Source organism: Microtetraspora fusca, from assembly GCF_001570365.1.
In the GTDB taxonomy this organism is placed as follows: Bacteria; Actinomycetota; Actinomycetes; order Streptosporangiales; family Streptosporangiaceae; genus Microtetraspora; species Microtetraspora fusca.
In genome coordinates, this window is sequence record NZ_BBYK01000049.1 from 1 (window position 1) to 23,277 (window position 23,277).

Consider the following 23,277-nt stretch of genomic DNA (forward strand, 5'->3'; position numbering starts at 1 on the left):
CCCCGGCGCGAGCCCGGGGTCCTAGGGCGAACTGCCGAGGCGGGGCAGGGCCTCTCGCCCGATGTGCGACGACCGCCCGGTTCCTAGCGTCGGCGGTATGAAGCACGCACTCATCACCGGCGCCTCCCGCGGTCTCGGGCTGGCGCTCGCCAGGGCGCTCGCCGCGGAGGGCTGGGCCCTCACCCTCACCGCCCGGGGCGAGGAGGACCTCCACTGCGCCGCCTTCGACCTCGACGCCTCCGCCGACGTGACGACCATCGCGGGCGACGTGGCCGACCCCGCCCACCGGGCCCGCCTGGCGAAAGCCGTACCCCGGCTCGATCTCCTGGTGAACAACGCGAGCGGGCTGGGGCCGGTACCGCTTCCCGCGCTCGCCGGATATCCGCTCGACGGGCTGCGCGACCTGTTCGAGACGAACGTGATCGCGCCGGCCGTCACGCGGGCGGGCTCGGCGATGTCGGTGGCCCAGCGTGGAGACGGCGGCGAAGGCGGAGCGCTACGCGGGCGGTCATCGTCCGGTCGGCGAGCCGGTTGCTCGACGCGCGCTACGCCGCGCTCGGCGTCCCCGACGATCAGGGCGCGTTCGCCGAGTTCGTCGCCGAGGGCATCTCCGAGGAGCAGTGGGAGGCCATCGGCCCCACCCCGCGCCAGCACGGGATGCTCGGCGCGATGCTGCGCGACGGCGATTCGGTCCGGCTGGCCGACATCCGCAGGGATCCCCGGTTCGAGTGGTGGCCGCGGGCGCATCCCGTGCTCAAGGACTTCCTCGGTGTGCCCATTCGGGACGGCGACCAGGTCCTCGGCATCATCTTCCTCTCCAACAAGCGGACGCCGGGCGGGTTCACGGCGGCCGACGAGGACCTGCTCACCATGTTCGCGGCGCACGCCGCCATCGCCATCACCAACGCCCGGCTGTACGAGCGGGGGCGCGAGCTGACCGTGATCGAGGAGCGCACGCGCATGGCGCACGAGCTCCACGACGCGGTTTCGCAGAAGCTCTTCTCGCTGCGGCTGACCGCGCAGGCCGCCGCGTCGCTGCTGAAGGCCGATCCCGGCCGGGCCGCCCGGGAGATCGACCAGGTCCAGCGCCTGGCGGGCGAGGCCCTGGCGGAACTGCGCGCGGTGATCGTCGAGCTGCGCCCGGCCGAGCTGGACCGGCACGGCCTGGTCGAGACCCTGCGCAAGCACGTCCACCTGCTCGACCGGCTGCATCCGGTGTCGGCCCGGTTCGCCTTCGACGGCGACCCGTCCGCCGCCAGAGTCGACGTCACGGCCGAGGTGACGGTGCTGCGGGTGGCGCAGGAAGCCCTGCACAACGCGGTACGGCACGCCGAGGCCGCCCACGTCGACGTACGGCTCTCGCGCCGCGACGGCGCGCTGGTCCTGGAGGTCGGCGACGACGGGAAGGGGTTCGATCCGGACGCCGACCCGGTCAAGGGGCTCGGTCTGGCCTCTATGCGCGACCGGGCGGAGAACGCACGGGGATCGCTCGAGGTGGTGTCCGCGCCCGGGGCGGGCACCACGGTACGGCTGGTGGTGCCCGCATGATCAACGTCCTGATCGCCGACGACCATCCGGTCGTCCGCCAGGGTCTGCGCACCTTCCTGGAGATCCAGGAGGACCTGGTCGTCGTGGGTGAGGCCGCCGACGGCGCGGAGGCGGTCGCGCTGACCGAGTCGCTGCGGCCGGACATCCTGCTCCTCGACCTGAAGATGCCCGTGCTCGACGGCCTGGGCGCGTTGACCCGGCTCGGCTCCGCCGGCGCCCTCGGCACCAGGGTGATCGTGCTGACCTCGGTCAGCGACCGCGCGGACGTCGCACCCGCGATGCGGGCCGGCGCGGCCGGCTTCCTGTACAAGGACGTCGACCCCACCGCCCTCATCCAGGCCATCCGGGCGGTCCACGGAGGGCAGGTGCTGCTCGCCCCCGAGGCGGCCGAGGCCATGATCTCCGGCGACGACCGTTCCCCGGCCCACGTCGGCGCGGCACTGACGGAGCGGGAGCGCGAGGTGCTGCGGCTGATCGCCGGAGGCCGGTCCAACCGCGAGATCGCCAGAGAGCTGCTCGTCGCGGAGAAGACCGTGAAGACCCACGTCTCCAACGTCCTGATGAAGCTCGGCGTGCAGGACCGCACCCAGGCCGCCCTCTACGCGGTACGGCATGGCCTCGGCTGAGGGGTCAGCCCTGCGGCTGCCCCTCCACGATGGCGTGGTGGGCGGCGACCCGTGCCCGCCGTACGGCCCGGTCCAACTCGCGCAGGGCCTCGCCGCGCGCGGCGAGCTGGCCGGAGGTCAGGCCGCGCTCCCCGGCGAGGCGGAGCGCCTCGGACAGCCGCGCGGCGAGCGCGCCCACCCGGTGCGCCCGTCCCGGGTAGCCCGGGGCGAGCGGCTCGTCGGGGTCCTTCAGGCTTGGAGCGCCGGGGCCGGGACCGGCCACGCCGCGCAGGGCGTCGGTGGCGGCGCGCATCGCGCCGGTGAGGGCCTGCTCGGCCTCCGCCAGCGACGGCACGTAGGGCTCGCTGTCCGCCGACTCGACGGCCGTCCAGCGCACCCCGGCGTACGAGGAGCCGCGCCGGTCGGGCGCGGGCACCAGGCCGAGGCGACGGCCGCGCAGCACGGCGATCACGGCCTGGCCGGCGTCGATGGCGCTCATGTTGAAGGCGGGCGGCCCGGCCAGCCCGAGCGGGTCGCCGGCCACCGGCAGGGCCAGCCGGAACGAGCCGAGCCCTTCGGAGCGGAGCCCGGCGAGGAAGGCGCGGAGCGTCGACTCCCTCGGGCCATCGGCCACGACCTGGGGGCCGCCGGCCCGCTCGACGCGGTCCACGGCCTCGTCCAGCCCGACGTGCCCGCCCAGCCAGGCGTTTCCCCACGAGACGAGGACGGCTGAGATCGGTGAATCCATACGCACCCGATCCACGATATGCCGACCGGCTGCAATAGTTTTATCTGAGTAACCTCAGGAGGGGGCCACATGGGCGGTCAGGTTCTGCGGCTGCGGGACGTCACGGTTCGCAGGGACGGTGCCGCGCTGTTGCGCGCCATCGACTGGTCCGTCCGCGAGGACGAGCGCTGGGTCGTCATCGGCCCCAACGGAGCGGGCAAGACCACGCTGCTGCAGGTGGCCGCAGCGCTGCTCTTCCCCACCGAGGGAGCGGTCGAGATCCTCGGCGAGCGGCTCGGCCAGGCCGACGTCTTCGACCTGCGCCCCCGGATCGGCCTCGCCAGCGCGGCGCTGGCCGAGCGGGTGCCGCCGGACGAGAAGGTCATCGACCTGGTGCTGACCGCGTCCTACGCCATCCTCGGCCGATGGAACGAGGAGTACGACTCCCACGACGTCACCCGCGCGGTCGAGCTCATCGACCAGCTCGGCTGCGCCCACCTGATCAGGCGGCGCTTCGGCACGCTCTCCGAGGGGGAGCGCAAGCGGGTGCAGATCGCCCGCGCCTTGATGCCGGACCCCGAGCTGCTGCTGCTCGACGAGCCCGCGGCCGGGCTCGACGTGGCGGGGCGCGAGGACCTCGTCCGCCGTCTGGGCGGGCTGGCCCGCGACCCCAAGGCGCCGACGATGGTCCTGGTCACCCATCACGTCGAGGAGATCCCGAGCGGATTCACCCACGTGATGCTGCTGCGCCACGGCTCCGTGGTCGCCCAGGGGCCGGTGGAGTCGGTGCTGACCGCGGACAACCTGTCCCGCACCTTCGGCGTGCCGCTGCGGCTCGACCGCGGATCCGGCGACCGCTGGTACGCCCGCCCGTTCTGACCGTCATGGCCGGCCGTCAGTTCTGACGCCGCGGCCGACCGCCAGGGCCGGGCTGACCGGCGCCGCCGCCGATCCTGCGGCGTCCCCGAGCAGCCGTCGGAGATCGCCTCCCGGCCGGCGGTCGGCTTCGCCGTACCCCGGCCGGACGTTTGCGGCGGACCTCCATCTACCATCGGGCGATAGCCGTTCGAGGGAGCAGGACTTGACGCCGTTGGAGGCGGTCGCGGTCTTCGCGGCCGGGGTCGGGGCCGGTGGCATCAACGTGATCGTCGGATCGGGCTCGCTCATCACGTTTCCCACGTTGCTCGCGGTCGGCCTGCCTCCCGTCGTGGCGAACGTCTCCAACAACGTCGGGCTGATCCCCGGCGGCGTGACCGGCGTGCTGGGCTACCGGCCCGAGCTCACCGGACAGCGCTCCCGGCTGCTGCGGCTCGGCGTGGCGTCCGTCATCGGTTCGCTCATCGGCGCGGTGCTGCTGCTCCGGCTGCCCGAGAGAGCCTTCCAGGTCATCGTCCCCGTCCTGATCGGGGCGGCCTGCGTGCTGGTCATCGTGCAGCCGAAGCTCAACGGCTGGCTGGCCGGACGGCGTACGCACCCGCACGGTGGCCCCTGGCTGTGGCTGACCGTGCTCGGTGCCGGCGTCTACGGCGGATATTTCGGCGCCGCCCAGGGCGTCGTGCTGATCGGCCTGCTCGGGATCTTCCTCGACGAGGAGCTGCAGCGGATCAACGCGGCGAAGAACTTCCTGTCGCTGCTGGTCAACCTGACGGCCGCGATCCTGTTCTCCCTCGTCGCCCATGTGGACTGGCTCGCCGCGCTCCTGGTCGCGCTGGGCACCGGCGTCGGCGGGTACCTGGGCGCCCGGCTGGGCCGCAGGCTGCCCGCCCCGGTGCTGCGCGCCGTGATCGTCTGCATCGGCATCGTGGCGATCGTCAAGCTGCTCACCTGATCGGCGGGCGCTCGCCGTACCGCTCGGCGGGCTTCCTGCCGTACGTCGCCGCGTCGCCTACCAGGCTCGCCGGGCGCATCACGGTCGCGCCGGCGAGGGGTCAGCGCGCCTCGCGGCCCAGCTCGGTGCTGACCTCGACGGCGGTCCGTTTGAGCGCTTCCGCGAGTGGTGAGCGGGTGCCCTCGGGCACGGAGGCGGTCGTCCCGACGATCGCCATGGCGGCGACGAGCGTGTTGCCGCGGAACAGCGGCGCCGCGATGCTGCGCACCCCGTTGACCGACGGGGTGTTGGCCGAGATGTTGTTCCGCCGGATCTTCTCCAGTTCGCGGCGCAGCTCGGCGTTCGCCTGGACGTCCTCCGCGAGCCCCGGCACCTCCTCCTCCGGCAGGAACGCGCAGAAGACCCGGCCCTGCGCCGACTCGGTGCGCGACAGCCGAGAGCCGGTGCGGACGCTGACCCGGATGATCCGGTCGGTGTTGTCGTCCACCCGCACCACGACCGCCGTGTCGCCGTCCCAGACGCTCAGCACCACGGTCTCGTCGATCTCGCGTACCAGCCGCTGCATGTACGGCCCGGCGATGCCGATGACCGGCATCCCGGCCCGCGCGGCGGCCGACAGCGTCAGGATCTGCGGGCCGAGGGAGTACAGCGCCTCGCGATCGTCGTAGCGCAGCAGGTTGCTCTCGCGCAGCGCCTTCGTGTACCGATGCGCGGTCGCCTTGCTGGTGCCCAGGCTGCTGGTGATCTCGTTCAGGCTGAGCTGCGGACGGCTGACCGTGAACGCGCTGAGGATCAGTGCGGCACGCTGGACGGTCTGGATCGCCGGAGCCGCCTTCGCGTCGGCGGAGTCCTCGTGAACGGGCCTGGCGGCATCACCCATGTCGGTTCACCCCGGTCGGTGCGATTCGTCGTTCGTTGCGTTTTGCGAGACAGCATCCTGTCATCCAGAATATTTCCTGTCGACGGTCGCCGCTCCGCTCCGCCGGATCGCACAGGTGATCGATGGTTGTTCGCCGGGTATGTACTTCTTTGTGAAGGGCGACCGAGTGGAGATCGTCATCGACGCGGGTGGCACCCCCCGCACCTACGAAGTGATCGCGACCAGGGCGGGCAGGCGGGTCGAGGTCACCACGGGCCGCGGCATCGTCGAGGTCAGCGAGGTCACGCGGACCGGTACCCCCGTCCGCACCGCGCGTTTCATGTCCAACCGTGTCATCGCGCTGGTCGAGCATCCCGTGGACGAGCGCCGTCCCGGCGACTGAGGGGCCCGGCCGTCACGGCGCGGGGCGTACCTGCACGATGCCGTCCCGGCGGAGGCGGGTCTGGAACGCGGGCTGCCGCGCGGTGGCCGGGCCGTGCGCCACGGTGCCGTCGGAGACGCGGAAGACGCTGCCGTGCCAGGGGCAAACCACGCATGCCTCGCCCTCCTCCATGACGAGGCGCCCCTGATGCAGCGGCCCGGCGAGGTGGGCACAGCGGTCGGCCAGCACGCTCACGCCGTCGCCCAGCCGGAGCACGAACAGGTCGATGTAGCCGAGCCGCCGGGTCACCGGCCGGCCGTTGGGCAGGTCCTTGAGCGCGCACAGGTCGTGCCAGCCGAGCGGTACGAGGTGGCTGAGCGACTCGGCGTGGTTGGCGCCGGCGGCCTGCCGATACGCGAGATGCCCGCCCAGATAGGCGCCTCCGAACGCGGCGCCGAGTCCGGCGAACGAGAAGAGGCGGCCCGCCCGCTCCTTACCGGCCATCCGCAGGAGCAGCGACGCGGTGTAGAGGCCGGTCGCGGTCGCGTTCGTCAGCGCGTGAACGAAGCCGACGCGCTGCTGCTCGCGGTGGAGGGTGGACCAGTCGGTCAGGCCGGCGGCCACCGTCGGCACCGCGGTGCCCAGACCGGCGGCCACCAGCACCCGGGACGCCCGCTCGTCCGCATCGGCCCAGTCGACCACCGCCGCCCCCACCCAGCAGCCGATGGCGATCGTGGCCAGCGAGGGGTGGAGGGGATGCCCGATGGGGACGCCGTGCAGCAGGTCGCGCACCGGCCCCGGGCCCAGCTTGCGGCGTACGGCCTTCGCGATGACCCGGATCGGGCGGTCGAGGGCCGTGACGTGCTCAAGTCCGTCGAGGATGTTCCCCGGCGGGATCTTGCGCGCCAGCCGGATCGCCCGTCGCGACCTGGTCGTCTTGTCCATTTTCGCCCCCTTGTACCAGCACTTACCCCCGGCCTGGAGAGGCGAACACCGGTGGGCGCTCAGGGAGCGAGGTGGCCCCGGGCGACGGACGACTCGATCATCCGGGCCGCGTAGGCGCCCAGAGTGGCCGAGCCCTCGTGGATGATCCGTACGCTGTCCGCCAGGTGGCGGGCGGTGACCTTGTAGAGGGCCCAGGTCCCTCCCTCGTTGTGGTGGTTGGCCAGGATGGGGGCGAGCCGGTCGAGCGCCTTGGCGAACCGCGCCTCCTGCGTCCGCCGCTCCTCGAACTCGTCCCACAGCGCGCGGAGCCGTACGCGCTGGTCGTGGGGGAGCAGGCCGAAGATGCGGGTCGCGGCGGCGAGCGTGTCCGGGCCGGGGCCGTCCTGCTGGAGGCCGGGCCGCGTCTCGCCGGGCACGTCGTGACGGAAGCAGTCTCCCGTGTCTATCTCCACCAGGTCGTGGACGAGCAGCAGGGCGACCACCCGCTCCAGGTCCGTTCCGGGAGGGGCGTGCTCACCCATGGTCATCGCCAGCATGCCGACGTGCCAGGAGTGCTCGGCGCCGTTCTCCCGTCGCGACCCGTCGATCAGCGTGTTGCGGCGGATGACGCGCTTGAGCTTGTCGATCTCCATGGCGAAGCTGATCTGTGCGTGCAGGCGATCCTCTTGGGTTGCGATGGTCACCTGGGCAAGCCTAACCTTCGTGATCAACGTACGCCCGGCCCTCAAGCGCTTGTTTACATATCGCGGTCGTATGGTGACCCTTTGCGTCTCGGGACCTGATGACGTGGGATGACGATCCGACTGCCACTTGGCGTCCGGGCGTGGCGCTCTACGGAATCCGTTGGGACGGGCCGTCACGAGGCCGGTCGCGTCAAGGTATTTCGGCGTCGCGGTGCCTCGGCGGTAGGCGGTGCATAGATGCGCCGTCCGGTTGCGGCGTGCCGGGCGGTGTGCGTCGCCGGCGGTGTGTCGTGCGGGGTGCGGCGCGGTGTGGGCGTGGGGTGAGGCGGCGCGGGGTGAGGCGGCGGCGAGGTGTGGGCGTGGACACGGGAAAGCCCCGAAGCGAGGCCCCCCAAGCTCCGGGGCTGGCTCGTCAGACCCTGTTACGCGCTCGGCATGGCCCCCTCAAGTTCGAGCACGAGGTCGAACCGGGGGTCGCGGTAGTGGCGGGCGCCGAAGCCGGTACGGGTGACCGTCCAGCCGAGGCGGTGAGCCCACCAATCCTGGTCGACGCAGAGATCCCGGTCGGCCTGCCCGGCGATGCCGCCGATCCGGGCCTTGATTCGTAAGAGCCGATTGGTACCGTGGAAATGCATAAGAGACTCCCCTTTCGCCGCTTCGATGAGGAGCTCTCGTTTGTCCGCCGGGTCGGGCGGTGGCAGCCTTCCGGCCCGGCTCTTCTGTGTCTCGATCACTCCCCTGAGTACCCCTGTTGGTTCGATCGTGACGCCGGAGCGATTTCCTTGCAATACTCAAAGTAAGGAAACTTGCAACAATCTTCCGGAGATGCGCCGCATGTAACGGTGCAAATTGCATTACGATGCCCGAGTAGGGGCGTCCGCCCCCGTATGCCTTCCACTGCGGGTGAGGAGGTCGGCCGAGTTGTCCGAACGCGGGAGTCCTACCCTCCGTCGGCGCAGGCTCGGACAGGAGCTTCGCCGCCTCAGGGAGCGTGCCGAGCTCACCGGAGACCAGGTCGCCGCGCAGCTTGGCTGGTCGGCGGCGAAGGTCAGCCGCATCGAGACCGCCAAGACGTCGCCGCGAAAGGCGGACGTCGAGGCGCTCCTGGAGGCGTACGAGGTCGATTCGGGTCAGCGCCAAGAGCTGCTCGACCTGCATCGGGACGCCGTGCGGAAGGGCTGGTGGGAGGACTACCAGAGCTCTCTGCCCCATGAGTACACCACTCTGCTGGGGCTGGAGGTGGAGGCCACCCTAGCGCGCAACTGGGAACCCCAGGTGGTGCCCGGCCTCCTCCAGACCGAGGAGTACGCTCTCGAGGTCGTCAAGGCGGTCCAGTCGATCACGCGGTTCGCGCAAGGGGGTGTGCGCAGCCGAGTAGAGACGAGGATGGCCCGACAGGAGATCATCCTGCGCGAGGAGGAGCCGCTCACCCTGTGGGTGGTCATGGACGAGTCCGTCCTTCTCCGGGGCTTCGGGAGCGCCGCGGTGATGCGGGGCCAGCTCGACCGGCTGGTGACCGTCTCCCAGCGGCCCAACATCCGGATTCAAGTGCTTCCGCTCGACGCCGGACATCCGGTCAACACCGGGTCTTTTCTTCACCTGAAGTTGCCGGAGTTCCACGACGTCGTGTACCTGGAGTCCCTTTTCGATGCACGCTTCGTCGAAGAGGAGGAGACCGTGTACGGCTACGAGATCGCCTTCGGCCAACTGCAGGCCGAGGCCCTCGACGTCGACGCCAGTCGGGAGCTGATCCAAAAATCAATCGAACGCTGGAAGTGAATCGCTTCCCTATATCGCCTCAGCGCCTTGTCTGAGGAGAAAGACCATAAATGTACTCGATCGATCTCTCAGGCGCGGCATGGCGTAAGAGCATCCGCAGCGCCGGCAACGGAAACTGCGTCGAAGTGGCGGCGCTCCCCGAGGGCCATGTCGGGGTCCGTGACAGCAAGGACCAGGATGGTCCTGTCCTCGTCTTCACACCCGGCGAGTGGGACGCCTTCATCGGGGGCGTCAAGGACGGCGAGTTCGACCTCTGACACCTTTGCGGGTGCCCGCCCCTCCGGTGAACCGGACGGGCTGACGCGGCCCGCCCCGAAGCGCCGCCGAGCAAACGACCGGCGCCCGGGGTGGTCGTGCCGCACGAAACCGAGGTCCCCGGCGGACATCCGCCGGGGACCTCTGGTTTTCGTGGTGCGTTGACTTCCTCCCACGACTGACCCCTCCTCGCGGTGCAATGGCGTCTACGTCGAGGTGGTCGCCTCCCTGACGACTTGCAGATGGCGGCCACCCGCAGTCCCACCTCGCGAAGCGATCGGCGTCCCAGGATGCCTCGCAGAGTGGATGTATTCAGCTTTTTGAGGTGCGCCAGTTTGATGGATCGGAAGATGACCTATTCCCCAGATATCGCCAAGAGATGGCATGCTCGGATCCCGTGAAGATTCGCGTCGCCGCTCTGGCCGCCCTTACCCTCCTGGTCGCCGCCTGCACGGCCGCGGAAGGTGAGCAGATCCCGGAGTCGTCCAAAGAGACCGGTGCCGCCGCGGCCTCACCCACGCGGGCGAAGCCGGAGCCGGCCCCCGAGCCGTACACGATCTCGTTCGCGGGCGACGTGCACTTCGAGGGCGTGCTGCGGACCCGGCTGGACAACGACCCGCGCACCGCCCTCGGCCCGATCGCGAACGTGCTGCGCCGGTCCGACCTGACCCTGCTCAACCTGGAGACCGCGATCACCACCGGTGGCACGCCCGCACCGGGCAAGCAGTTCACCTTCCGCGCGCCCCCCACCGCCTTCAGCGCGCTCAAGGCCGCCGGCGTGGACGCCGTGACCATGGCGAACAACCACGGCATGGACTACATGGAGAGCGGGCTGCGGGACTCGCTCGCCGCGATCAAGCGCACCAAGTTCCCCGTCATCGGCATCGGGAAGGACGCCGCCGAGGCGTACCGGCCGTTCCGGGCCACCGTGAAGGGCAACCGGGTGGCGGTCATCGGCGCGACGCAGGTGCTCGACTCCGAGTTCATCCAGTCCTGGACGGCCACCGACGACAAGGCGGGCCTCGCCTCCGCCAAGAACGAGCCGCGCCTCCTGCAGGCCGTACGGCAGGCCCGCAAGAACTCCGACACGGTGATCGTGTTCCTGCACTGGGGCGCGGAGCTGGTCAAGTGCCCGACCGATGTCCAGCGCGATCTCGCCACCAAGCTGTCAGAGGCGGGCGCCGATGTGATCGTGGGTAGCCACGCCCACATCCTGCTCGGCGGCGGCTACTCGGGCCGGAGCTACGTCCACTACGGCCTGGGCAACTTCGTCTTCTACAACTGGGGACCGGAGACCGGGAAGACCGGCGTGCTCACCCTCACGATCAAGGGCAGGAAGGTGCTCAAGGACCGGTGGACCCCGGCCCGCATCAACGGTGGCGTGCCCATCCCGCTGACCGGCGAGGCCGGCAAGCAGGCCTTGACCGAGTACGCCTCGCTGCGCCAGTGCACGGGGCTGACCGCCCGCCCGTCCGGGGAGCAGTGAGACGCCCGCCGGCGCTCCAGGTCGAGGCGCGGCCGAGGAAATCAAGGGACTGTCCGGGAGAGGACTGACCGGAAGGCGCTGAACGGGCAATATGGAGGGATGTCCACTCAGCTTGAAGAGGACGCCGACCCCGCCAATCCCGACCCACTCCGCCGTCGGCCGTCCCAGCGCCGGAGCGCCCGACGCGTCGAACGGATGCTCGACGCGTGCGCCGAGCTGCTGGACGAGATCGGCTACGAGGCGCTCACCACGACCCGCATCGCCGAGCGCGCCGGTGTCGCGATCGGCTCGGTCTACCAGTTCTTCCCGGACAAGCGGGCGATCACCCAGGCGCTGACCCGGCGCCACGTCGAGCTCTTCGTCGCCCGCGTGGGCCGCCGGTTCATCACGGAGGACTACACCGGCTGGTGGGACGCCGTGGACGCCATCATCGAGGAGTACGTCGAGATGCATCGGGCCGTTGCGGGGTTCCGGTCGCTGCATTTCGGCGACATCGTGGATCTCAACCTCCTCGACTCGGTCGCGGACAACAACACGGTGATCGCCGGACGGCTCCGGGCGCTGCTGCTCAAGGAGTTCGGCCTCGCCGACAGCGAGGAGCTGGACCGCGCCATGCTCGTCGCGGTCGAGGCGGGCGACGCGGTGCTGAAGCTGGCCTTCCGGCGCGATCCCCACGGCGCTCCCGACATCGTGGCCGAAGCCAAGCAACTGGTACGCGGCTACCTCTCCCGCCAGCTCCGCGCGGGCTGATCCGGCCGTCAGTCGTCCTGGTGCGGGCGGAGCCGGTCCCGATCGTCGGACAGGGGGTCGGAGAGCGGCATCAGGCGATAGCGCACCTGGACGGGGACGGCGTGCTTCCGCTTCAGCGGCCGGGCGACCAGGCAGGAGGCGGCGACCGGCCGCATCGAGGCTCCGGTGGAGTACATCTCGGACTGCAGCCGTGTTAGCTCGGCGCTCGCCCGCTCCAGGGCCTCGGACCTCGCTGTGGCATAACCGACGAGGCCGGGGATCACGGCGGAGAGTGCGACCGCCGAAGCGAACGTCATACTCACCTGCCTGAACACCGGCATCACCGCTCCCAGATTGCCCACGTGCCATGGCAATATGCCCGATTATCCCCCTCCAAACACACTTCGTAGTTAATCGAACACAATTCGCGATATGGGGAATGCGGGCGGATCTCCGGCGAACAGGCGGGCCGCCTCGATAGCCTCGCCTTGTGGCGCATGTGACACATGAGCAGCTCGATCGACTGCTCGAACAAGCTCTGCTGCTCGACGACCACGGCGCTCTGGCGCGCCGGCTCGACACGCTGGCCCGGCTCTACGAGTCCGGAGAGATGTCACGGGCGGCGATCCTCGTCATGGCGGCGGAGGAGTGGCGGCAGGCGGGCCAACCCGAGGTTGCCCTCGATCGTTTCCGCGAGGCGGCGCGAGACGGCGGAGAGGTCCTCGTGGATCCGCGCTCCGGTGTCGCCGACACGCTCTTCGAACTCGACCGCCCCGACGAGGCGCGAGAGGTCATCGCCGATATCCGCGACAGCGTCTGGAACCCCGCCACCGCGCTCACCGTCGCCGAGACGCTGGTCGCGTACGGGGACCTGGAGGGCGCGCACGAGTGGGCGACCGAGGGGGCCGCGGCCTGCCCGCCCGGCAGCACGGTGCGGGAGGCCCTGTTGCGCACCAGGTACCGCATCAGGGTGGATCTCGGGCTGCCCGAGGACGACCTGGACGCCTCGCTCGACATCGCACGATGACCGGAACATGACGAAGGGGCCGCGACCGCGGCCCCTTCTCGTTTCGTCGTCCCCGCTCACCGGCGAGCGGGCGCGTACGGCCCCGCTACGGCAGGACCGTGGTGTCGATCAGATCCTTGGCGATCCTGGCGACCGCTCCGTCCTTCTTGCCCGGCCGCGTCTCCGGGGCCTTCGGCGCGTTCTGCGTCTTCGTCGGCGGGGTCGCCGGCACGGCCTTCGCCCGCTCGGCCCGCTTCGCCGTCTTGCCCGGCTTCTTGCGGGCCGACTGAGCGGCGTCCGGGACCGACTGAGCGGCGTCCGGGACCGGCTGGGCGGGCGGCTGGGTGACCGGCTGGGTGGACCCGTCGGCGGCGGCGTCGGGCCGCGCCGGGATCGCGGGCAGCGCCGGAACGTCCGGCAGCTCCGGGAGCCGCACCGGTACGGCGAGCGGGTTCGGCAGGCCGGACGTCGCCGCGGCGGCCTGCGGGATGCCGGGCAGGCCGGGGTAGCCCTGGCCCGCGGCCGCGCCGCCCGGGTCGGCGATGCTCAGCACCCCGGTCGCGGAGGAGAGGCCGGGCAGTCCGGCCGCACGGGCGAGCCTGTTGATCGTGATGAGGCGCGCGCCCCGTGCCGGGCCGTTCGCGGTGACGGCCTCGCAGGCGGCGCGCGTCGTCGCACCCGCCGTCGTGCCCGTGCACGGTCCCGCCGCCGCGACCGCCTGACCGCCGGCGAACCAGCTCACGCCGGCGGTCACGGTGGCGAGCGCGGCATGTCGCGCTCGGACGCTTCGCGATGTTCCTGACATCGAATCCCCCCGATTACTTTCGGTGTCTCTCTGAGCACCGAACGTACCGGCGGGGGGATTCCAAGGGGCACGCTTGCCGCAATGGTGGGGGATTCCTTACCGAACGGCCCGCACGGCGAGGGTGTCCCCGGCCTCGTCGAGCTCCACGACCACGTCGTCACCGTCGCGGATCTCCCCGGACAGCAGCGCCTTGGCCAGCGTGTCGCCGATGGCCGACTGGATCAGCCGCCGGAGCGGGCGCGCGCCGTACACGGGGTCGTAGCCGGTCAGCGCCAGCCACTCCCGGGCGCCCGGAGTGACGCTCAGCGTGAGTCGGCGCTCGGCGAGCCGCGCCGCCAGACGCGACACCTGCAGGTCGGCGATCTGCGACAGCTCCTCGGTGCCGAGCGCGTCGAACACGATGACGTCGTCGAGCCGGTTGAGGAACTCGGGCTTGAAAGCGCTCCTGACCGCGGTCATCACGGCATCGCGCTTGGCGCCGTTCTCCATCTTGGGATCGACGAGGAACTGCGACCCGATGTTGGACGTGAGGATCAGGATGGTGTTCCTGAAGTCCACCGTGCGGCCCTGGCCGTCGGTGAGCCGGCCGTCGTCCAGCACCTGGAGCAGCACGTCGAAGACCTCGGGGTGCGCCTTCTCGACCTCGTCGAGCAGCACCACCGTGTACGGCCGGCGGCGGACGGCCTCGGTGAGCTGGCCACCCTCCTCGTACCCCACGTATCCCGGAGGGGCGCCGACGAGCCGCGCCACGCTGTGCTTCTCGCCGTACTCGCTCATGTCGATGCGGGTCATCGCCCGCTCGTCGTCGAACAGGAAATCGGCCAGCGCCTTGGCCAGCTCGGTCTTGCCGACGCCGGTCGGGCCGAGGAAGAGGAAGGAACCGGTCGGGCGGTCCGGGTCGGCGATGCCCGCCCGGGCCCGCCGTACCGCGTCGGACACGGCCTGCACGGCCGCGCGCTGGCCGATCAGGCGCCGGCCGAGCTCGTCCTCCATGCGCAGCAGCTTGGCGGTCTCCCCTTCGAGCAACCGGCCGGCCGGGATGCCGGTCCAGGACGAGATGACATCGGCGATGTCGTCCGGGCCGACCTCCTCCTTCACCATCGGCGGCTCGTCGGCCTCCTCGGCCTCCTCCGCGGCCTTGGTCGCCTCGGCCAGCTCCTTCTCCAGCCGGGGGACCTCGCCGTACATCATGCGGGAGGCCTCTTCGAACTTGCCGTCGCGCTGGGCCCGCTCGGCGGCGCCGCGCGCCTCGTCGAGCTGCTTCTTCAGCTCGCCGACCTTGTTCAGCCCGGCCTTCTCGCGCTCCCATCGGCCGACGAGGCCGTTGAGCTCCTCCTGGCGGTTCGCCAGCTCCTCGCGGAGCTTCTCCAGCCGCTGGCGGCTCGCCTCGTCGGTCTCCTTGACGAGGGCGAGCTCCTCCATCTTGAGCCGGTCCACGATGCGCTGGAGCTCGTCGATCTCCACCGGCCGGGAGTCGATCTCCATGCGCAGCCGCGACATGGACTCGTCGACCAGGTCGATGGCCTTGTCCGGGAGGAACCGCGCGGTGATGTAGCGGTCGGAGAGCGTCGCCGCGGCCACCAGCGCGCTGTCGGAGATCTGCACCTGGTGGTGGGCCTCGTAGCGGCCCTTCAGGCCGCGCAGGATCGCGATCGTGTCCTCGACGGTCGGCTCGCCCACGTAGACCTGCTGGAACCGGCGCTCCAGCGCGGGGTCCTTCTCGATGCGCTCGCGGTACTCGTCGAGCGTCGTCGCGCCGATCATGCGGAGCTCGCCGCGCGCCAGCATGGGCTTGAGCATGTTGCCGGCGTCCATCGCGCCCTCGGCCGCGCCCGCGCCCACCATGGTGTGCAGCTCGTCGATGAAGGTGACGATCTGGCCGTCGCTCTCCTTGATCTCGTTGAGCACGGCCTTGAGGCGCTCCTCGAACTCGCCGCGGTACTTCGCGCCGGCGACCATCGAGCCGAGGTCCAGCGCGACGAGCCGCTTGTTCCTGAGGCTCTCCGGCACGTCACCGGCGATCATCCGCTGCGCCAGGCCCTCGACCACCGCGGTCTTGCCGACGCCGGGCTCGCCGATCAGCACCGGGTTGTTCTTGGTGCGGCGGGAGAGCACCTGGACGACCCGGCGGATCTCCGTGTCCCGGCCGATGACCGGGTCGAGCTTGCCCGCCCGGGCCCGCTCGGTGAGATCGACGCCGTACTTCTCCAGGGCGCGGTAGGTGTCCTCGGGGGTCTCGCTGGTGACCCGGGCGTGCCCGCGCACCTTCTCGAACGCGTCGAGCAGCGCGCTCGCCGTCGCGCCCTGCGCCTTGAGCAGGTCGGCCACCTGGCCGCCGTCGGCCGCGAGGCTCACCAGGAGGTGCTCGGTCGAGACGTAGTCGTCCTCAAGCTGCTTGGCGCGCTGGGCCGCGGTGTTCAGCACGGTGAGGAGCTGCCGCGAGCTCGACGGGGCGCTCACCGTGGCGCCGTGCGCCTTGGGCAGCGCGGCGAGCAGCTCCTCGGCCTTGGTCCGGAGCTGCTTCCAGTCCGCGCCCACCGCTTCCAGGAGGGGGACGGCGGTGCCGCCCGTCTGGGCGAGAAGCGTGGTGAGGAGGTGAACGGGGGCCACCTCGGGGTTGCCCTCCGCGGCCGCCCGCCGGACCGCCCCTGCCAGGGCCTCCTGGCTCTTCTGCGTCAGCTTGTAGTCCATGGTGGTTCGTGGCCTCGCTTCGCTCAGCGGGCACGCGCGACCGGCGCGGCGGCGGTCTCCGCCACGCCGGCGGGTCGAGGGGCGCTGCGCTCCCCGAACCGCTCGACGTGGTCACCGCCGCGCGTCACGCGGGCCCGTGAATTCCCGGATCAGGCTGGTGGAAGTTCGTATCTGACCAGCGCGCGGATCATGGTCAGCTCGCTGCGGAGCCGTACCACCTCGTCGCGCAGGCGCAGGGTCTCGGTTTCGAGTTCGAGGATGCGTTTGATCCCCGCGAGGTTGATGCCGTCCTCCTGGGAGAGCCGTTGCACCTCGCGCAGCAGCACGATGTCTCTCGTCGAGTAGAGCCGTCCGCGACCGGCCGTGCGTCCCGGGCTGACCAGGCCGAGCCGGTCGTACTGCCGGAGTGTCTGCGGATGAAGGCCGGAGAGCTGGGCGGCAACCGAGATGACGTAGACCGGCGTGTCGTCGGACAGATCGAAGAAGTTGGCATCCATATGCTCACTCGCTTCTGGCCTGCTTGATCAGCTCTTCTCTCAGGTCGATGCCCTCGGTGGCGTCGCGGAACTCCTCCAGAGCTGCCCGCGCCTTGTCATCGAGGTGCGGCGGCACCGTCACCTGCACGGTGACGAGCAGGTCGCCCTTGGTGCCGTCCTTGCGGGGGGCTCCCCGGCCGCGCACGCGGAACGTGCGCCCGTTGGGCGTGCCCTCCGGGATGCGCAGGGTGACCGGCATGCCCTTGAGCGTGGGCACCTTGATCTCGGCGCCGAGCGCCGCCTCGGGGAACGTGACCGGCACGGTCACGGTCAGGTTCTCGCCCGTTCGGCCGAACACCGGGTGCGGCTTGACATGGACCTGGACGTAGAGGTCGCCGGCGGGACCGCCGTTCTCGCCGGGCGCGCCCTTGGCCTTGAGCCGGATGCGCTGGCCGTCGGCGACCCCCGCCGGGATGCGGGCCTGGATCGTGCGGGTGCTCTTGCCCCGGCCGCTGCCCTCGCAGACCGGGCACGGGTCGTCCACGATGAGACCCCGGCCGCGGCAGTCGCGGCACGGCTCGGAGAAGGCGAAGTTCCCCAGGTTGCGGCTGGCCGCGCCGGTGCCCTCGCAGGTCGGGCAGACGCGCGGCGTGGTGCCGGCCTTGGCACCCGTGCCGCTGCACGCTCCGCACGCAGACGAGCTGGTCAGCCGCAGCGAGACCGTGCTGCCCTCGACGGACTCGCCGAACGACATCGTGACCTCGGACTCGATGTCCTGCCCGCGGCGCGGCCGGTTGGCGCCGGTCGCCGTGGTGCGGCCGCCCCGGTTGAACAGGCCGCCGAACAGGTCGCCGATGCGGTCCCCCGCACTGCCGCCCTGCCCGGTGCCGGAGAACAGGTCGCCGAAGTCGAAGTTGAAGCCGCCGCCCCGCGACGCGCCCGTGCCGGCGTATCCGCCGAGCCCGGAGCCGAAGAGGGTGCGCGCCTCGTCGTACTCCTTACGGCGCTTGGTGTCGGAGAGCACGTCGTAGGCCTCGGAGACCTCCTTGAACTTCTCCTCGGTCTCGGTGTTGCCCTTGTTGGCGTCCGGGTGGTACTGCCTGGCCAGCTTCCGGTACGCCGTCTTGATCTCGGCGGCGGTGGCGGACTTGGGCACACCAAGGACGGCGTAATAGTCCTTCTCCAGGTAGTCCTTGGTGCTCATCTATCGCTTTCCTCCGCGCAAGGGGGTGTGTCTCGGTTTCTCTCCCGATCCTGCCGGATCGGGAGAGAAACCAGGGGTTTCAGTTCTGGTCGGATTCACCGGAATCCGCGGAGTCGGAGTCGGCGCCCGCCGCCTCGGCCGCGGCGGTCTCGTCCGGCTCAGCGACGGCGACCCGGGCCGGGCGCAGGACCTGCTCGCCCATGCGGTAGCCGGGCTGCAGGATCTCCACGCACGTCGGCTCGGAGACGTCGTCGGAGTAGCTGTGCAGAAGCGCCTCGTGCACGTTCGGGTCGAACGGGTCGCCCTTCGCGCCGTACCGCACCAGGCCGAGCTTGCCGAGGGTCGCCTCCAGCAACTCGCTCACCTTGGCGAACCCGCCGGTGAGCTCGCCGTGGTCGCGGGCCCGGCCGATGTCGTCGAGCACGGGCAGCAGCTCGGTGAGGACACCGGCCACCGCCTGCTCCCGGACGACGGACCGGTCCCGGTCCACCCGCTTGCGGTAGTTGGCGTACTCGGCGTGCAGCCGCTGCAGGTCGGCGGTGCGCTCCGCGAGCAGGTCCGCACCGTTGTCGCTGCCCACCGCGGCGGGCGCCTCCTCCGCCGTGGGCGCCTCGGCGTCCGGGGCAGCCGCGCCGGTGCGCGCCGTCCCCGTCTCCGGGTCGATCTTGCGGTTGTCGCGGATCACCGGCTCCTGCTCGGAACCGTTCTCGCGCGCGGTCACTTGTTGCCGCCCTCCCGCTTCGGCTCGTCGTCCACGATCTCGGCCTCGACGACGTCCTCGTCGGCCTTCGCCTGGCCGTCACCGGAGGCCGCGGCGCCCTCGGCGCCGCCCGCGGCCTGGGACTGGGCGTAGATCGCCGACCCCATCTTCTGGCTGACGGTCGCGAGCTTCTCGGCGGCGGCGCGGATCGCGGCCGAGTCGGTGCCCTCAAGGGTCTTCTTCAGCTCGGCGAGCGCGTCGTTGACCTCGGTCTTGACGTCGGCCGGGACCTTGTCGTCGTTGTCGTGCAGGAACTTCTCCGTCTGGTAGGCCAGGGCGTCCGCGTTGTTGCGGACCTCGGCCTCCTCGCGGCGGTTCTTGTCCTCCTCGGCGTACGACTCCGCCTCGCGCATCATGCGCTCGATGTCGTCCTTGGCCAGCGCGGAGCCGCCGGTGATCGTCATCGACTGCTCCTTGCCAGTGCCGAGGTCCTTGGCGCTGACGTTGACGATGCCGTTCGCGTCGATGTCGAAGGTGACCTCGATCTGCGGGATGCCGCGCGGAGCCGGGGCGATGCCGGTCAGCTCGAACGTGGCCAGCTTCTTGTTGTACGCCGCGATCTCGCGCTCGCCCTGGTAGACCTGGATCTGCACCGACGGCTGGTTGTCCTCGGCGGTGGTGAACACCTCCGACCGCTTGGTCGGGATCGTGGTGTTCCGCTCGATGATCTTGGTGAAGATGCCGCCCTTGGTCTCGATGCCCAGGCTCAGCGGGGTCACGTCGAGCAGCAGGACGTCCTTGACCTCGCCCTTGAGCACGCCGGCCTGGAGCGCGGCGCCGATCGCCACGACCTCGTCCGGGTTGACGCCCTTGTTCGGCTCCTTGCCGCCGGTCAGCTCCTTGACCAGGTCGGTCACGGCGGGCATACGGGTCGAGCCGCCGACGAGCACCACGTGGGCGATGTCGGAGACCTTGATGCCGGCGTCCTTGATGACCTGGTGGAACGGGTGCTTGCAGCGCTCGAGCAGGTCGGCGGTGATCCGCTGGAACTCGGCGCGGGTCAGCTTCTCCTCGAGGTGCAGCGGGCCCTCGGCCGAGGCGGTGATGTAGGGCAGGTTGAGCGTCGACTCGGTCTGGCTGGACAGCTCGATCTTGGCCTTCTCCGCGGCCTCACGCAGGCGCTGGAGGGCCATCTTGTCCTTGGACAGGTCGACGCCGTGCGCGTTCTTGAAGCGGGTCACCAGCTCGTCGACGACGCGCTGGTCCCAGTCGTCGCCGCCGAGGTGGTTGTCGCCGCTGGTGGCGCGGACCTCGACGAAGCCGTGGCCGTCCTCCTGGCCGACGTCGAGCAGGGACACGTCGAAGGTGCCGCCGCCGAGGTCGAAGACCAGGATGGTCTGGTCCTTCTCCTTGTCGAGGCCGTAGGCCAGGGCGGCCGAGGTCGGCTCGTTGATGATGCGCAGCACATTGAGGCCCGCGATGGTGCCGGCCTCCTTGGTGGCCTGCCGCTGGGCGTCGTTGAAGTACGCGGGGACGGTGATCACCGCGTCGGTGATCTTCTCACCCAGGTAGGCCTCGGCGTCCTGCTTGAGCTTCTGCAGGACGAAGGCGCTGATCTGCTGGGGAGTGAACTTCTTGCCGTCGATCTCGACGGACCAGTCCGTGCCCATCTCTCGCTTGACCGAGCGGATCGTCCGGTCGACGTTGGTCACGGCCTGACGCTTGGCGACCTCGCCGACCAGCACCTCGCCGTTCTTCGCGAAGGCGACCACGGACGGGGTGGTCCGCGAGCCCTGCGCGTTCGCGATGACGGTGGGCTCACCGCCCTCGAGGATCGAGACGACGGAGTTGGTCGTCCCCAGGTCGATACCTACCGCACGTGCCATGAGTTCGTCCTTGTGGTCAAAGTTGAGTCGGTACGACTCAATATTGGGTCGCCCAACGAGCTTTGTCAAACGACTTGAGCCTAGTGGACTCAACCTCATGGTGTGCGGGTGGAGCGCCCTGAATCCGCTCCGGATCCGCTCCGATCTGTCGAGGGCGTGAACCCTGCGGTCAGCGCGCCGCGCCGTCGACGACCCTGCGGTCGCCGAGTGGGGCCCTGAGCTTCACGATCGTGCTCTTCTGGACGGCGATCATCACGCACATCTGGGCGTCCTTGTCCCGGCCCTCGTAGAGGGTGACCGTGACCTTCCTCCTGGTCTCCTTGACGCGCACCCGGTCGAGCACCGTGCAGGGCTCGACGCCGGACCACCAGGTGACCCGCAGATATCCGCCGTTCCGGATCGGCTTGGCGGACGTCCACTTGACCTTGTGCGGGTCGACGGTGCCGCCCCTGGGCTTCACCGGGGCCGGGGCGCCGGCCGAGGCGGCGAAGGAGGCGGGGAGGTGGGACGCGGGCGTGCCGGAGACGGGGCCGGCGGACGCGGACGCCACCGAGGCCGAGGCCGTTCCGGCGATGGCGATCAGGAGAGTCGCGACCGTCGCCGCGGTTCGTCGAATCGTACGCATAACCGTATTGACGGAGCGGTCTTCCGGCCGGTTCATCACTTGGCGCCGTCGACCACCTCGCGGCCGTCGAGCGGGGCGGCGAGCCGCACCGTGGTCGTCTTCTCCAGCGCGATGTCGATGCAGGCGGTGTCGGGATGGCGCAGGTCGCGGCCCTCGTAGAGGGTGACCGTGACCCGCGTGGCGCTCTCCTCCACCTCGACCCGGTCGAGCACGGTGCACGGGGCGACGCCCGACCACCAGACGACGGCGAGCGACCGGCCGTCCGCGGACGGCGTCACGCTGGTCCAGGCGATCTTCCGGGGGTTGAGCGTGTGCCCCACGGGCGTCTGCGGCGCAGGCCTCCCGTGCCCGGGTTCCGTGCTCGCCGGCGCACTGGTCGGCTGCTCCGCGCCGTGTCCTCCAGGTGGCGGCGCGGACCGTGAATGCGGCGTGGACGGCGGTTGCCCGCACGCCGCCGCCATGAGCAGGAGCGTTATGGCGCAGAACCTTCGCATATCTCATTAAACGAGGTGGCCGTCCGTCTGGTTCGACGCCCTGTTGACGGTGCCCGCGACGCGGGTCTAATTTCAACGCATGATGAATTTATCCGGACCGGCGATCGCCGTACGGGACCTGCGGGTCGTACGGGGCGGGGCCGAGGTCCTGCACGGCCTCACCTTCGAGGTGCCGCGCGGACAGGTGACCGGCCTGCTCGGGCCCAGCGGATGCGGAAAGACGACGCTGATCCGCTCGATCGTCGGCGTGCAGATCGTCACCAGCGGCGAGGTGGCGGTGCTCGGCGAGCCGGCGGGCAGCCCGGCCCTCCGCCGCAAGATCGGGTACTCGACCCAGAGCGCCGCCATATATCGGGATCTGACGGTGCTGGAGAACCTGCGCTACTTCGCGGCGGTCCTCGGGGCGGGCAAGGACGACGCCGAGCGCGTGCTGGAGGAGGTCGGCCTCGCCGGCACGGGCCGGCAGCTCGCCGGCGCGCTTTCCGGCGGCCAGCTCGGCCGGGCCAGCCTGGCCGTCGCGTTGCTCGGCTCGCCCGAACTGTTGGTGCTCGACGAGCCGACCGTCGGCCTCGACCCCGTGCTGCGCCAGGACCTCTGGCGGCTCTTCCAGAGCCTCGCGGAGCGCGGCGTGACCCTGGTCGTCTCCAGCCACGTCATGGACGAAGCGGCCCGGTGCCACCGGCTGATCATCCTTCGGGAGGGCGAGATCCTCGCCGACGGAAGCCCCGACGGGCTGCGTGAGCGCGCCGGGACCACGGATCTGGAAGAGGCGTTCCTGCGCCTGGTCAAGGAGAAGGCGGAGCGCGTCCGATGAGCCCGACGATCACCCTAGCCACGGCGGGCCGGATCCTCGCCCAGCTCCGCCACGACCGCCGCACGCTCGCGCTGCTGGTCGGCGTGCCGACCGTGCTGATGATCCTGCTCAGGTACGTCATCGACGACGCGGCGTCGTTCGACCGGCTGGGCCCGACGCTGCTCGGCATCTTCCCGTTCATCGTGATGTTCATGGTCACCTCGATCACGACGCAGCGGGAGCGGGCGACCGGCACGCTCGAACGGCTGATGGCCGGCCCGCTCGGCCGTTTCGACCTGCTGCTCGGCTACGCCCTCGCGTTCGGGGCGGTGGCGGCGGCCCAGGTCGCGGTGGTGCTCGCCATCTCCCTGACCTGGCTCGGTCTGGAGATCGCCGGCTCCGTGTGGCTGCTGGTCCTGGTGGCCGTGCTCGACTCGCTGCTGGGCATGGCGCTCGGCCTGTTCTTCAGCGCCTTCGCCCGCACCGAGTTCCAGGCGGTGCAGTTCATGCCCGCGGTCGTGCTTCCGCAGTCGCTGCTGTGCGGGCTCGTCGTCCCCCGCGACGCCATGGCGTCCTGGCTGGAGCGGCTCTCCGACGTCATGCCGCTCACGTACGCGGTGGAGGCGATGCAGGAGGTCGCGCGGACCGGCGATGTCACCGGCGTGCTGGTCCGGGACATCCTGATCGTGGCCGGGTGCGCGGTCCTGGCGCTCGTCCTCGGCGCCGCCACGCTGCGCCGCCGTACGCCGTGACCTGGGCGCACCGTACGCG

Annotated in this window: 26 protein-coding genes and 1 pseudogene; 13 read left to right on the top strand and 14 right to left on the bottom strand. The window is 70.7% G+C overall.

What is annotated here, in order from left to right; all coding sequences use genetic code 11:
• Window positions 1-97: 97 nt before the first annotated feature.
• From AWQ68_RS40995 to AWQ68_RS18860, 3 genes and pseudogenes are all read left to right on the top strand, one after another.
• Window positions 98-421, top strand: a pseudogene (locus AWQ68_RS40995) (SDR family NAD(P)-dependent oxidoreductase); the annotation flags it as partial.
• A 110-nt stretch (window positions 422-531) separates the two neighbouring features.
• Window positions 532-1,548, top strand: a complete 1,017-nt coding sequence (locus tag AWQ68_RS18855) for a GAF domain-containing sensor histidine kinase (protein WP_245655981.1) — start codon at window positions 532-534, stop codon at window positions 1,546-1,548.
• Window positions 1,545-2,174, top strand: a complete 630-nt coding sequence (locus AWQ68_RS18860) for a response regulator (protein WP_066942183.1) — start codon at window positions 1,545-1,547, stop codon at window positions 2,172-2,174. The genes AWQ68_RS18855 and AWQ68_RS18860 overlap by 4 nt, the downstream gene beginning before the upstream one ends.
• A gap of 4 nt (window positions 2,175-2,178) precedes the next feature.
• Here AWQ68_RS18860 and AWQ68_RS18865 read toward each other — a convergent pair whose 3' ends face one another.
• Entirely contained in the window at window positions 2,179-2,901 is a 723-nt protein-coding gene (locus AWQ68_RS18865; RefSeq protein ID WP_066942185.1) for an Rv1486c family protein, read from the bottom strand.
• A 69-nt stretch (window positions 2,902-2,970) separates the two neighbouring features.
• Here AWQ68_RS18865 and AWQ68_RS18870 point away from each other — a divergent pair, with 69 nt between their 5' ends.
• Window positions 2,971-3,759 carry an ABC transporter ATP-binding protein gene (locus AWQ68_RS18870; RefSeq protein ID WP_066942187.1) on the top strand — a complete coding sequence of 263 codons (789 nt, stop codon included), beginning with the start codon at window positions 2,971-2,973 and terminating at the stop codon, window positions 3,757-3,759.
• Window positions 3,760-3,961: 202 nt separating this feature from the next.
• Window positions 3,962-4,708, top strand: coding sequence for a sulfite exporter TauE/SafE family protein (locus AWQ68_RS18875; protein WP_066942189.1), 747 nt, complete (start codon window positions 3,962-3,964; stop codon window positions 4,706-4,708).
• 100 nt (window positions 4,709-4,808) lie between these two features.
• On the opposite strand, the gene AWQ68_RS18880 is transcribed toward AWQ68_RS18875, so the two are convergent.
• The gene (locus AWQ68_RS18880; protein WP_066942191.1) at window positions 4,809-5,588 is read right to left on the bottom strand and encodes an IclR family transcriptional regulator; all 780 of its coding nucleotides are present in this window, start codon (window positions 5,586-5,588) and stop codon (window positions 4,809-4,811) included.
• Window positions 5,589-5,739: 151 nt separating this feature from the next.
• Here AWQ68_RS18880 and AWQ68_RS18885 point away from each other — a divergent pair, with 151 nt between their 5' ends.
• The gene (locus tag AWQ68_RS18885) at window positions 5,740-5,970 is read left to right on the top strand and encodes a DUF8836 family protein (protein ID WP_066942358.1); all 231 of its coding nucleotides are present in this window, start codon (window positions 5,740-5,742) and stop codon (window positions 5,968-5,970) included.
• A 12-nt stretch (window positions 5,971-5,982) separates the two neighbouring features.
• Here the strand turns inward: AWQ68_RS18885 and AWQ68_RS18890 are convergent, their stop codons facing one another.
• From AWQ68_RS18890 to AWQ68_RS18900, 3 genes are all read right to left on the bottom strand, one after another.
• Window positions 5,983-6,894: a Rieske (2Fe-2S) protein gene (locus tag AWQ68_RS18890; RefSeq protein ID WP_066942192.1), complete on the bottom strand. Its 912-nt coding sequence runs from the start codon at window positions 6,892-6,894 to the stop codon at window positions 5,983-5,985.
• A gap of 59 nt (window positions 6,895-6,953) precedes the next feature.
• Entirely contained in the window at window positions 6,954-7,526 is a 573-nt protein-coding gene (locus tag AWQ68_RS18895; RefSeq protein WP_066942193.1) for an HD domain-containing protein, read from the bottom strand.
• A gap of 473 nt (window positions 7,527-7,999) precedes the next feature.
• Window positions 8,000-8,212, bottom strand: coding sequence for a hypothetical protein (locus AWQ68_RS18900; RefSeq protein ID WP_066942194.1), 213 nt, complete (start codon window positions 8,210-8,212; stop codon window positions 8,000-8,002).
• A 286-nt stretch (window positions 8,213-8,498) separates the two neighbouring features.
• On the opposite strand from AWQ68_RS18900, the gene AWQ68_RS18905 reads away from it, so the two are divergent.
• The 4 genes from AWQ68_RS18905 to AWQ68_RS18920 all read left to right on the top strand — a co-directional run bounded on the left by AWQ68_RS18905 (window position 8,499) and on the right by AWQ68_RS18920 (window position 11,847).
• Entirely contained in the window at window positions 8,499-9,356 is an 858-nt protein-coding gene (locus AWQ68_RS18905) for a helix-turn-helix domain-containing protein (RefSeq protein WP_066942195.1), read from the top strand.
• Between the two features lie 50 nt (window positions 9,357-9,406).
• The gene (locus tag AWQ68_RS18910; RefSeq protein WP_066942196.1) at window positions 9,407-9,613 is read left to right on the top strand and encodes a DUF397 domain-containing protein; all 207 of its coding nucleotides are present in this window, start codon (window positions 9,407-9,409) and stop codon (window positions 9,611-9,613) included.
• A gap of 377 nt (window positions 9,614-9,990) precedes the next feature.
• The gene (locus AWQ68_RS18915) at window positions 9,991-11,097 is read left to right on the top strand and encodes a CapA family protein (protein ID WP_066942197.1); all 1,107 of its coding nucleotides are present in this window, start codon (window positions 9,991-9,993) and stop codon (window positions 11,095-11,097) included.
• A gap of 99 nt (window positions 11,098-11,196) precedes the next feature.
• Window positions 11,197-11,847, top strand: a complete 651-nt coding sequence (locus AWQ68_RS18920) for a TetR/AcrR family transcriptional regulator (RefSeq protein WP_084464167.1) — start codon at window positions 11,197-11,199, stop codon at window positions 11,845-11,847.
• A gap of 8 nt (window positions 11,848-11,855) precedes the next feature.
• Here AWQ68_RS18920 and AWQ68_RS18925 read toward each other — a convergent pair whose 3' ends face one another.
• A complete protein-coding gene (locus tag AWQ68_RS18925) occupies window positions 11,856-12,143 on the bottom strand; it encodes a hypothetical protein (RefSeq protein ID WP_157545457.1) in 288 nt (95 codons plus the stop codon).
• Between the two features lie 173 nt (window positions 12,144-12,316).
• On the opposite strand from AWQ68_RS18925, the gene AWQ68_RS18930 reads away from it, so the two are divergent.
• Window positions 12,317-12,853, top strand: coding sequence for a hypothetical protein (locus tag AWQ68_RS18930; RefSeq protein WP_066942200.1), 537 nt, complete (start codon window positions 12,317-12,319; stop codon window positions 12,851-12,853).
• An 85-nt stretch (window positions 12,854-12,938) separates the two neighbouring features.
• Here AWQ68_RS18930 and AWQ68_RS18935 read toward each other — a convergent pair whose 3' ends face one another.
• The 8 genes from AWQ68_RS18935 to AWQ68_RS42560 all read right to left on the bottom strand — a co-directional run bounded on the left by AWQ68_RS18935 (window position 12,939) and on the right by AWQ68_RS42560 (window position 21,539).
• Window positions 12,939-13,586, bottom strand: coding sequence for a hypothetical protein (locus AWQ68_RS18935; RefSeq protein ID WP_066942201.1), 648 nt, complete (start codon window positions 13,584-13,586; stop codon window positions 12,939-12,941).
• A 147-nt stretch (window positions 13,587-13,733) separates the two neighbouring features.
• Entirely contained in the window at window positions 13,734-16,328 is a 2,595-nt protein-coding gene (clpB, locus tag AWQ68_RS18940) for an ATP-dependent chaperone ClpB (RefSeq protein WP_066942202.1), read from the bottom strand.
• A gap of 149 nt (window positions 16,329-16,477) precedes the next feature.
• Complete coding sequence (locus AWQ68_RS18945) at window positions 16,478-16,825, bottom strand: heat shock protein transcriptional repressor HspR (protein ID WP_066942203.1); 348 nt, start codon at window positions 16,823-16,825, stop codon at window positions 16,478-16,480.
• A gap of 4 nt (window positions 16,826-16,829) precedes the next feature.
• A complete protein-coding gene (dnaJ, locus tag AWQ68_RS18950) occupies window positions 16,830-18,008 on the bottom strand; it encodes a molecular chaperone DnaJ (RefSeq protein WP_066942204.1) in 1,179 nt (392 codons plus the stop codon).
• 79 nt (window positions 18,009-18,087) lie between these two features.
• The gene (gene grpE / locus AWQ68_RS18955) at window positions 18,088-18,729 is read right to left on the bottom strand and encodes a nucleotide exchange factor GrpE (RefSeq protein WP_066942205.1); all 642 of its coding nucleotides are present in this window, start codon (window positions 18,727-18,729) and stop codon (window positions 18,088-18,090) included.
• A complete protein-coding gene (dnaK, locus tag AWQ68_RS18960) occupies window positions 18,726-20,594 on the bottom strand; it encodes a molecular chaperone DnaK (RefSeq protein ID WP_066942206.1) in 1,869 nt (622 codons plus the stop codon). The genes grpE and dnaK overlap by 4 nt, the downstream gene beginning before the upstream one ends.
• 169 nt (window positions 20,595-20,763) lie before the next feature.
• Window positions 20,764-21,219 (bottom strand): hypothetical protein, encoded by a 456-nt coding sequence (locus AWQ68_RS18965; RefSeq protein ID WP_066942207.1) that lies wholly within the window; start codon window positions 21,217-21,219, stop codon window positions 20,764-20,766.
• Window positions 21,220-21,254: 35 nt separating this feature from the next.
• On the bottom strand, window positions 21,255-21,539 hold the full coding sequence (locus AWQ68_RS42560) for a hypothetical protein (RefSeq protein ID WP_157545459.1): 285 nt from the start codon (window positions 21,537-21,539) through the stop codon (window positions 21,255-21,257).
• Window positions 21,540-21,792: 253 nt separating this feature from the next.
• Between AWQ68_RS42560 and AWQ68_RS18975 the strand changes: the two genes are divergently transcribed.
• On the top strand, window positions 21,793-22,527 hold the full coding sequence (locus AWQ68_RS18975) for an ABC transporter ATP-binding protein (protein WP_218006928.1): 735 nt from the start codon (window positions 21,793-21,795) through the stop codon (window positions 22,525-22,527).
• A complete protein-coding gene (locus tag AWQ68_RS18980) occupies window positions 22,524-23,258 on the top strand; it encodes an ABC transporter permease (RefSeq protein WP_066942208.1) in 735 nt (244 codons plus the stop codon). Before AWQ68_RS18975 ends, AWQ68_RS18980 begins: the two co-directional genes overlap by 4 nt.
• The last annotated feature ends 19 nt before the right edge of the window (window positions 23,259-23,277 follow it).

Coding starts and splice junctions, on each gene's coding strand:
- AWQ68_RS18945 (WP_066942203.1), bottom strand. CDS start 16,825: ATGGATGCCAACTTCTTCGATCTGTCCGACGACACGCCGGTCTACGTC.
- AWQ68_RS18895 (WP_066942193.1), bottom strand. CDS start 7,526: ATGGAGATCGACAAGCTCAAGCGCGTCATCCGCCGCAACACGCTGATC.
- AWQ68_RS18965 (WP_066942207.1), bottom strand. CDS start 21,219: ATGCGTACGATTCGACGAACCGCGGCGACGGTCGCGACTCTCCTGATC.
- AWQ68_RS18975 (WP_218006928.1), top strand. CDS start 21,793: ATGATGAATTTATCCGGACCGGCGATCGCCGTACGGGACCTGCGGGTC.
- AWQ68_RS18925 (WP_157545457.1), bottom strand. CDS start 12,143: ATGACGTTCGCTTCGGCGGTCGCACTCTCCGCCGTGATCCCCGGCCTC.
- AWQ68_RS18890 (WP_066942192.1), bottom strand. CDS start 6,894: ATGGACAAGACGACCAGGTCGCGACGGGCGATCCGGCTGGCGCGCAAG.
- AWQ68_RS18920 (WP_084464167.1), top strand. CDS start 11,197: ATGTCCACTCAGCTTGAAGAGGACGCCGACCCCGCCAATCCCGACCCA.
- AWQ68_RS18870 (WP_066942187.1), top strand. CDS start 2,971: ATGGGCGGTCAGGTTCTGCGGCTGCGGGACGTCACGGTTCGCAGGGAC.
- AWQ68_RS18910 (WP_066942196.1), top strand. CDS start 9,407: ATGTACTCGATCGATCTCTCAGGCGCGGCATGGCGTAAGAGCATCCGC.
- clpB (WP_066942202.1), bottom strand. CDS start 16,328: ATGGACTACAAGCTGACGCAGAAGAGCCAGGAGGCCCTGGCAGGGGCG.
- AWQ68_RS18900 (WP_066942194.1), bottom strand. CDS start 8,212: ATGCATTTCCACGGTACCAATCGGCTCTTACGAATCAAGGCCCGGATC.
- AWQ68_RS18865 (WP_066942185.1), bottom strand. CDS start 2,901: ATGGATTCACCGATCTCAGCCGTCCTCGTCTCGTGGGGAAACGCCTGG.
- AWQ68_RS18880 (WP_066942191.1), bottom strand. CDS start 5,588: ATGGGTGATGCCGCCAGGCCCGTTCACGAGGACTCCGCCGACGCGAAG.
- AWQ68_RS18915 (WP_066942197.1), top strand. CDS start 9,991: ATGGCATGCTCGGATCCCGTGAAGATTCGCGTCGCCGCTCTGGCCGCC.
- dnaJ (WP_066942204.1), bottom strand. CDS start 18,008: ATGAGCACCAAGGACTACCTGGAGAAGGACTATTACGCCGTCCTTGGT.
- AWQ68_RS18860 (WP_066942183.1), top strand. CDS start 1,545: ATGATCAACGTCCTGATCGCCGACGACCATCCGGTCGTCCGCCAGGGT.
- dnaK (WP_066942206.1), bottom strand. CDS start 20,594: ATGGCACGTGCGGTAGGTATCGACCTGGGGACGACCAACTCCGTCGTC.
- AWQ68_RS18980 (WP_066942208.1), top strand. CDS start 22,524: ATGAGCCCGACGATCACCCTAGCCACGGCGGGCCGGATCCTCGCCCAG.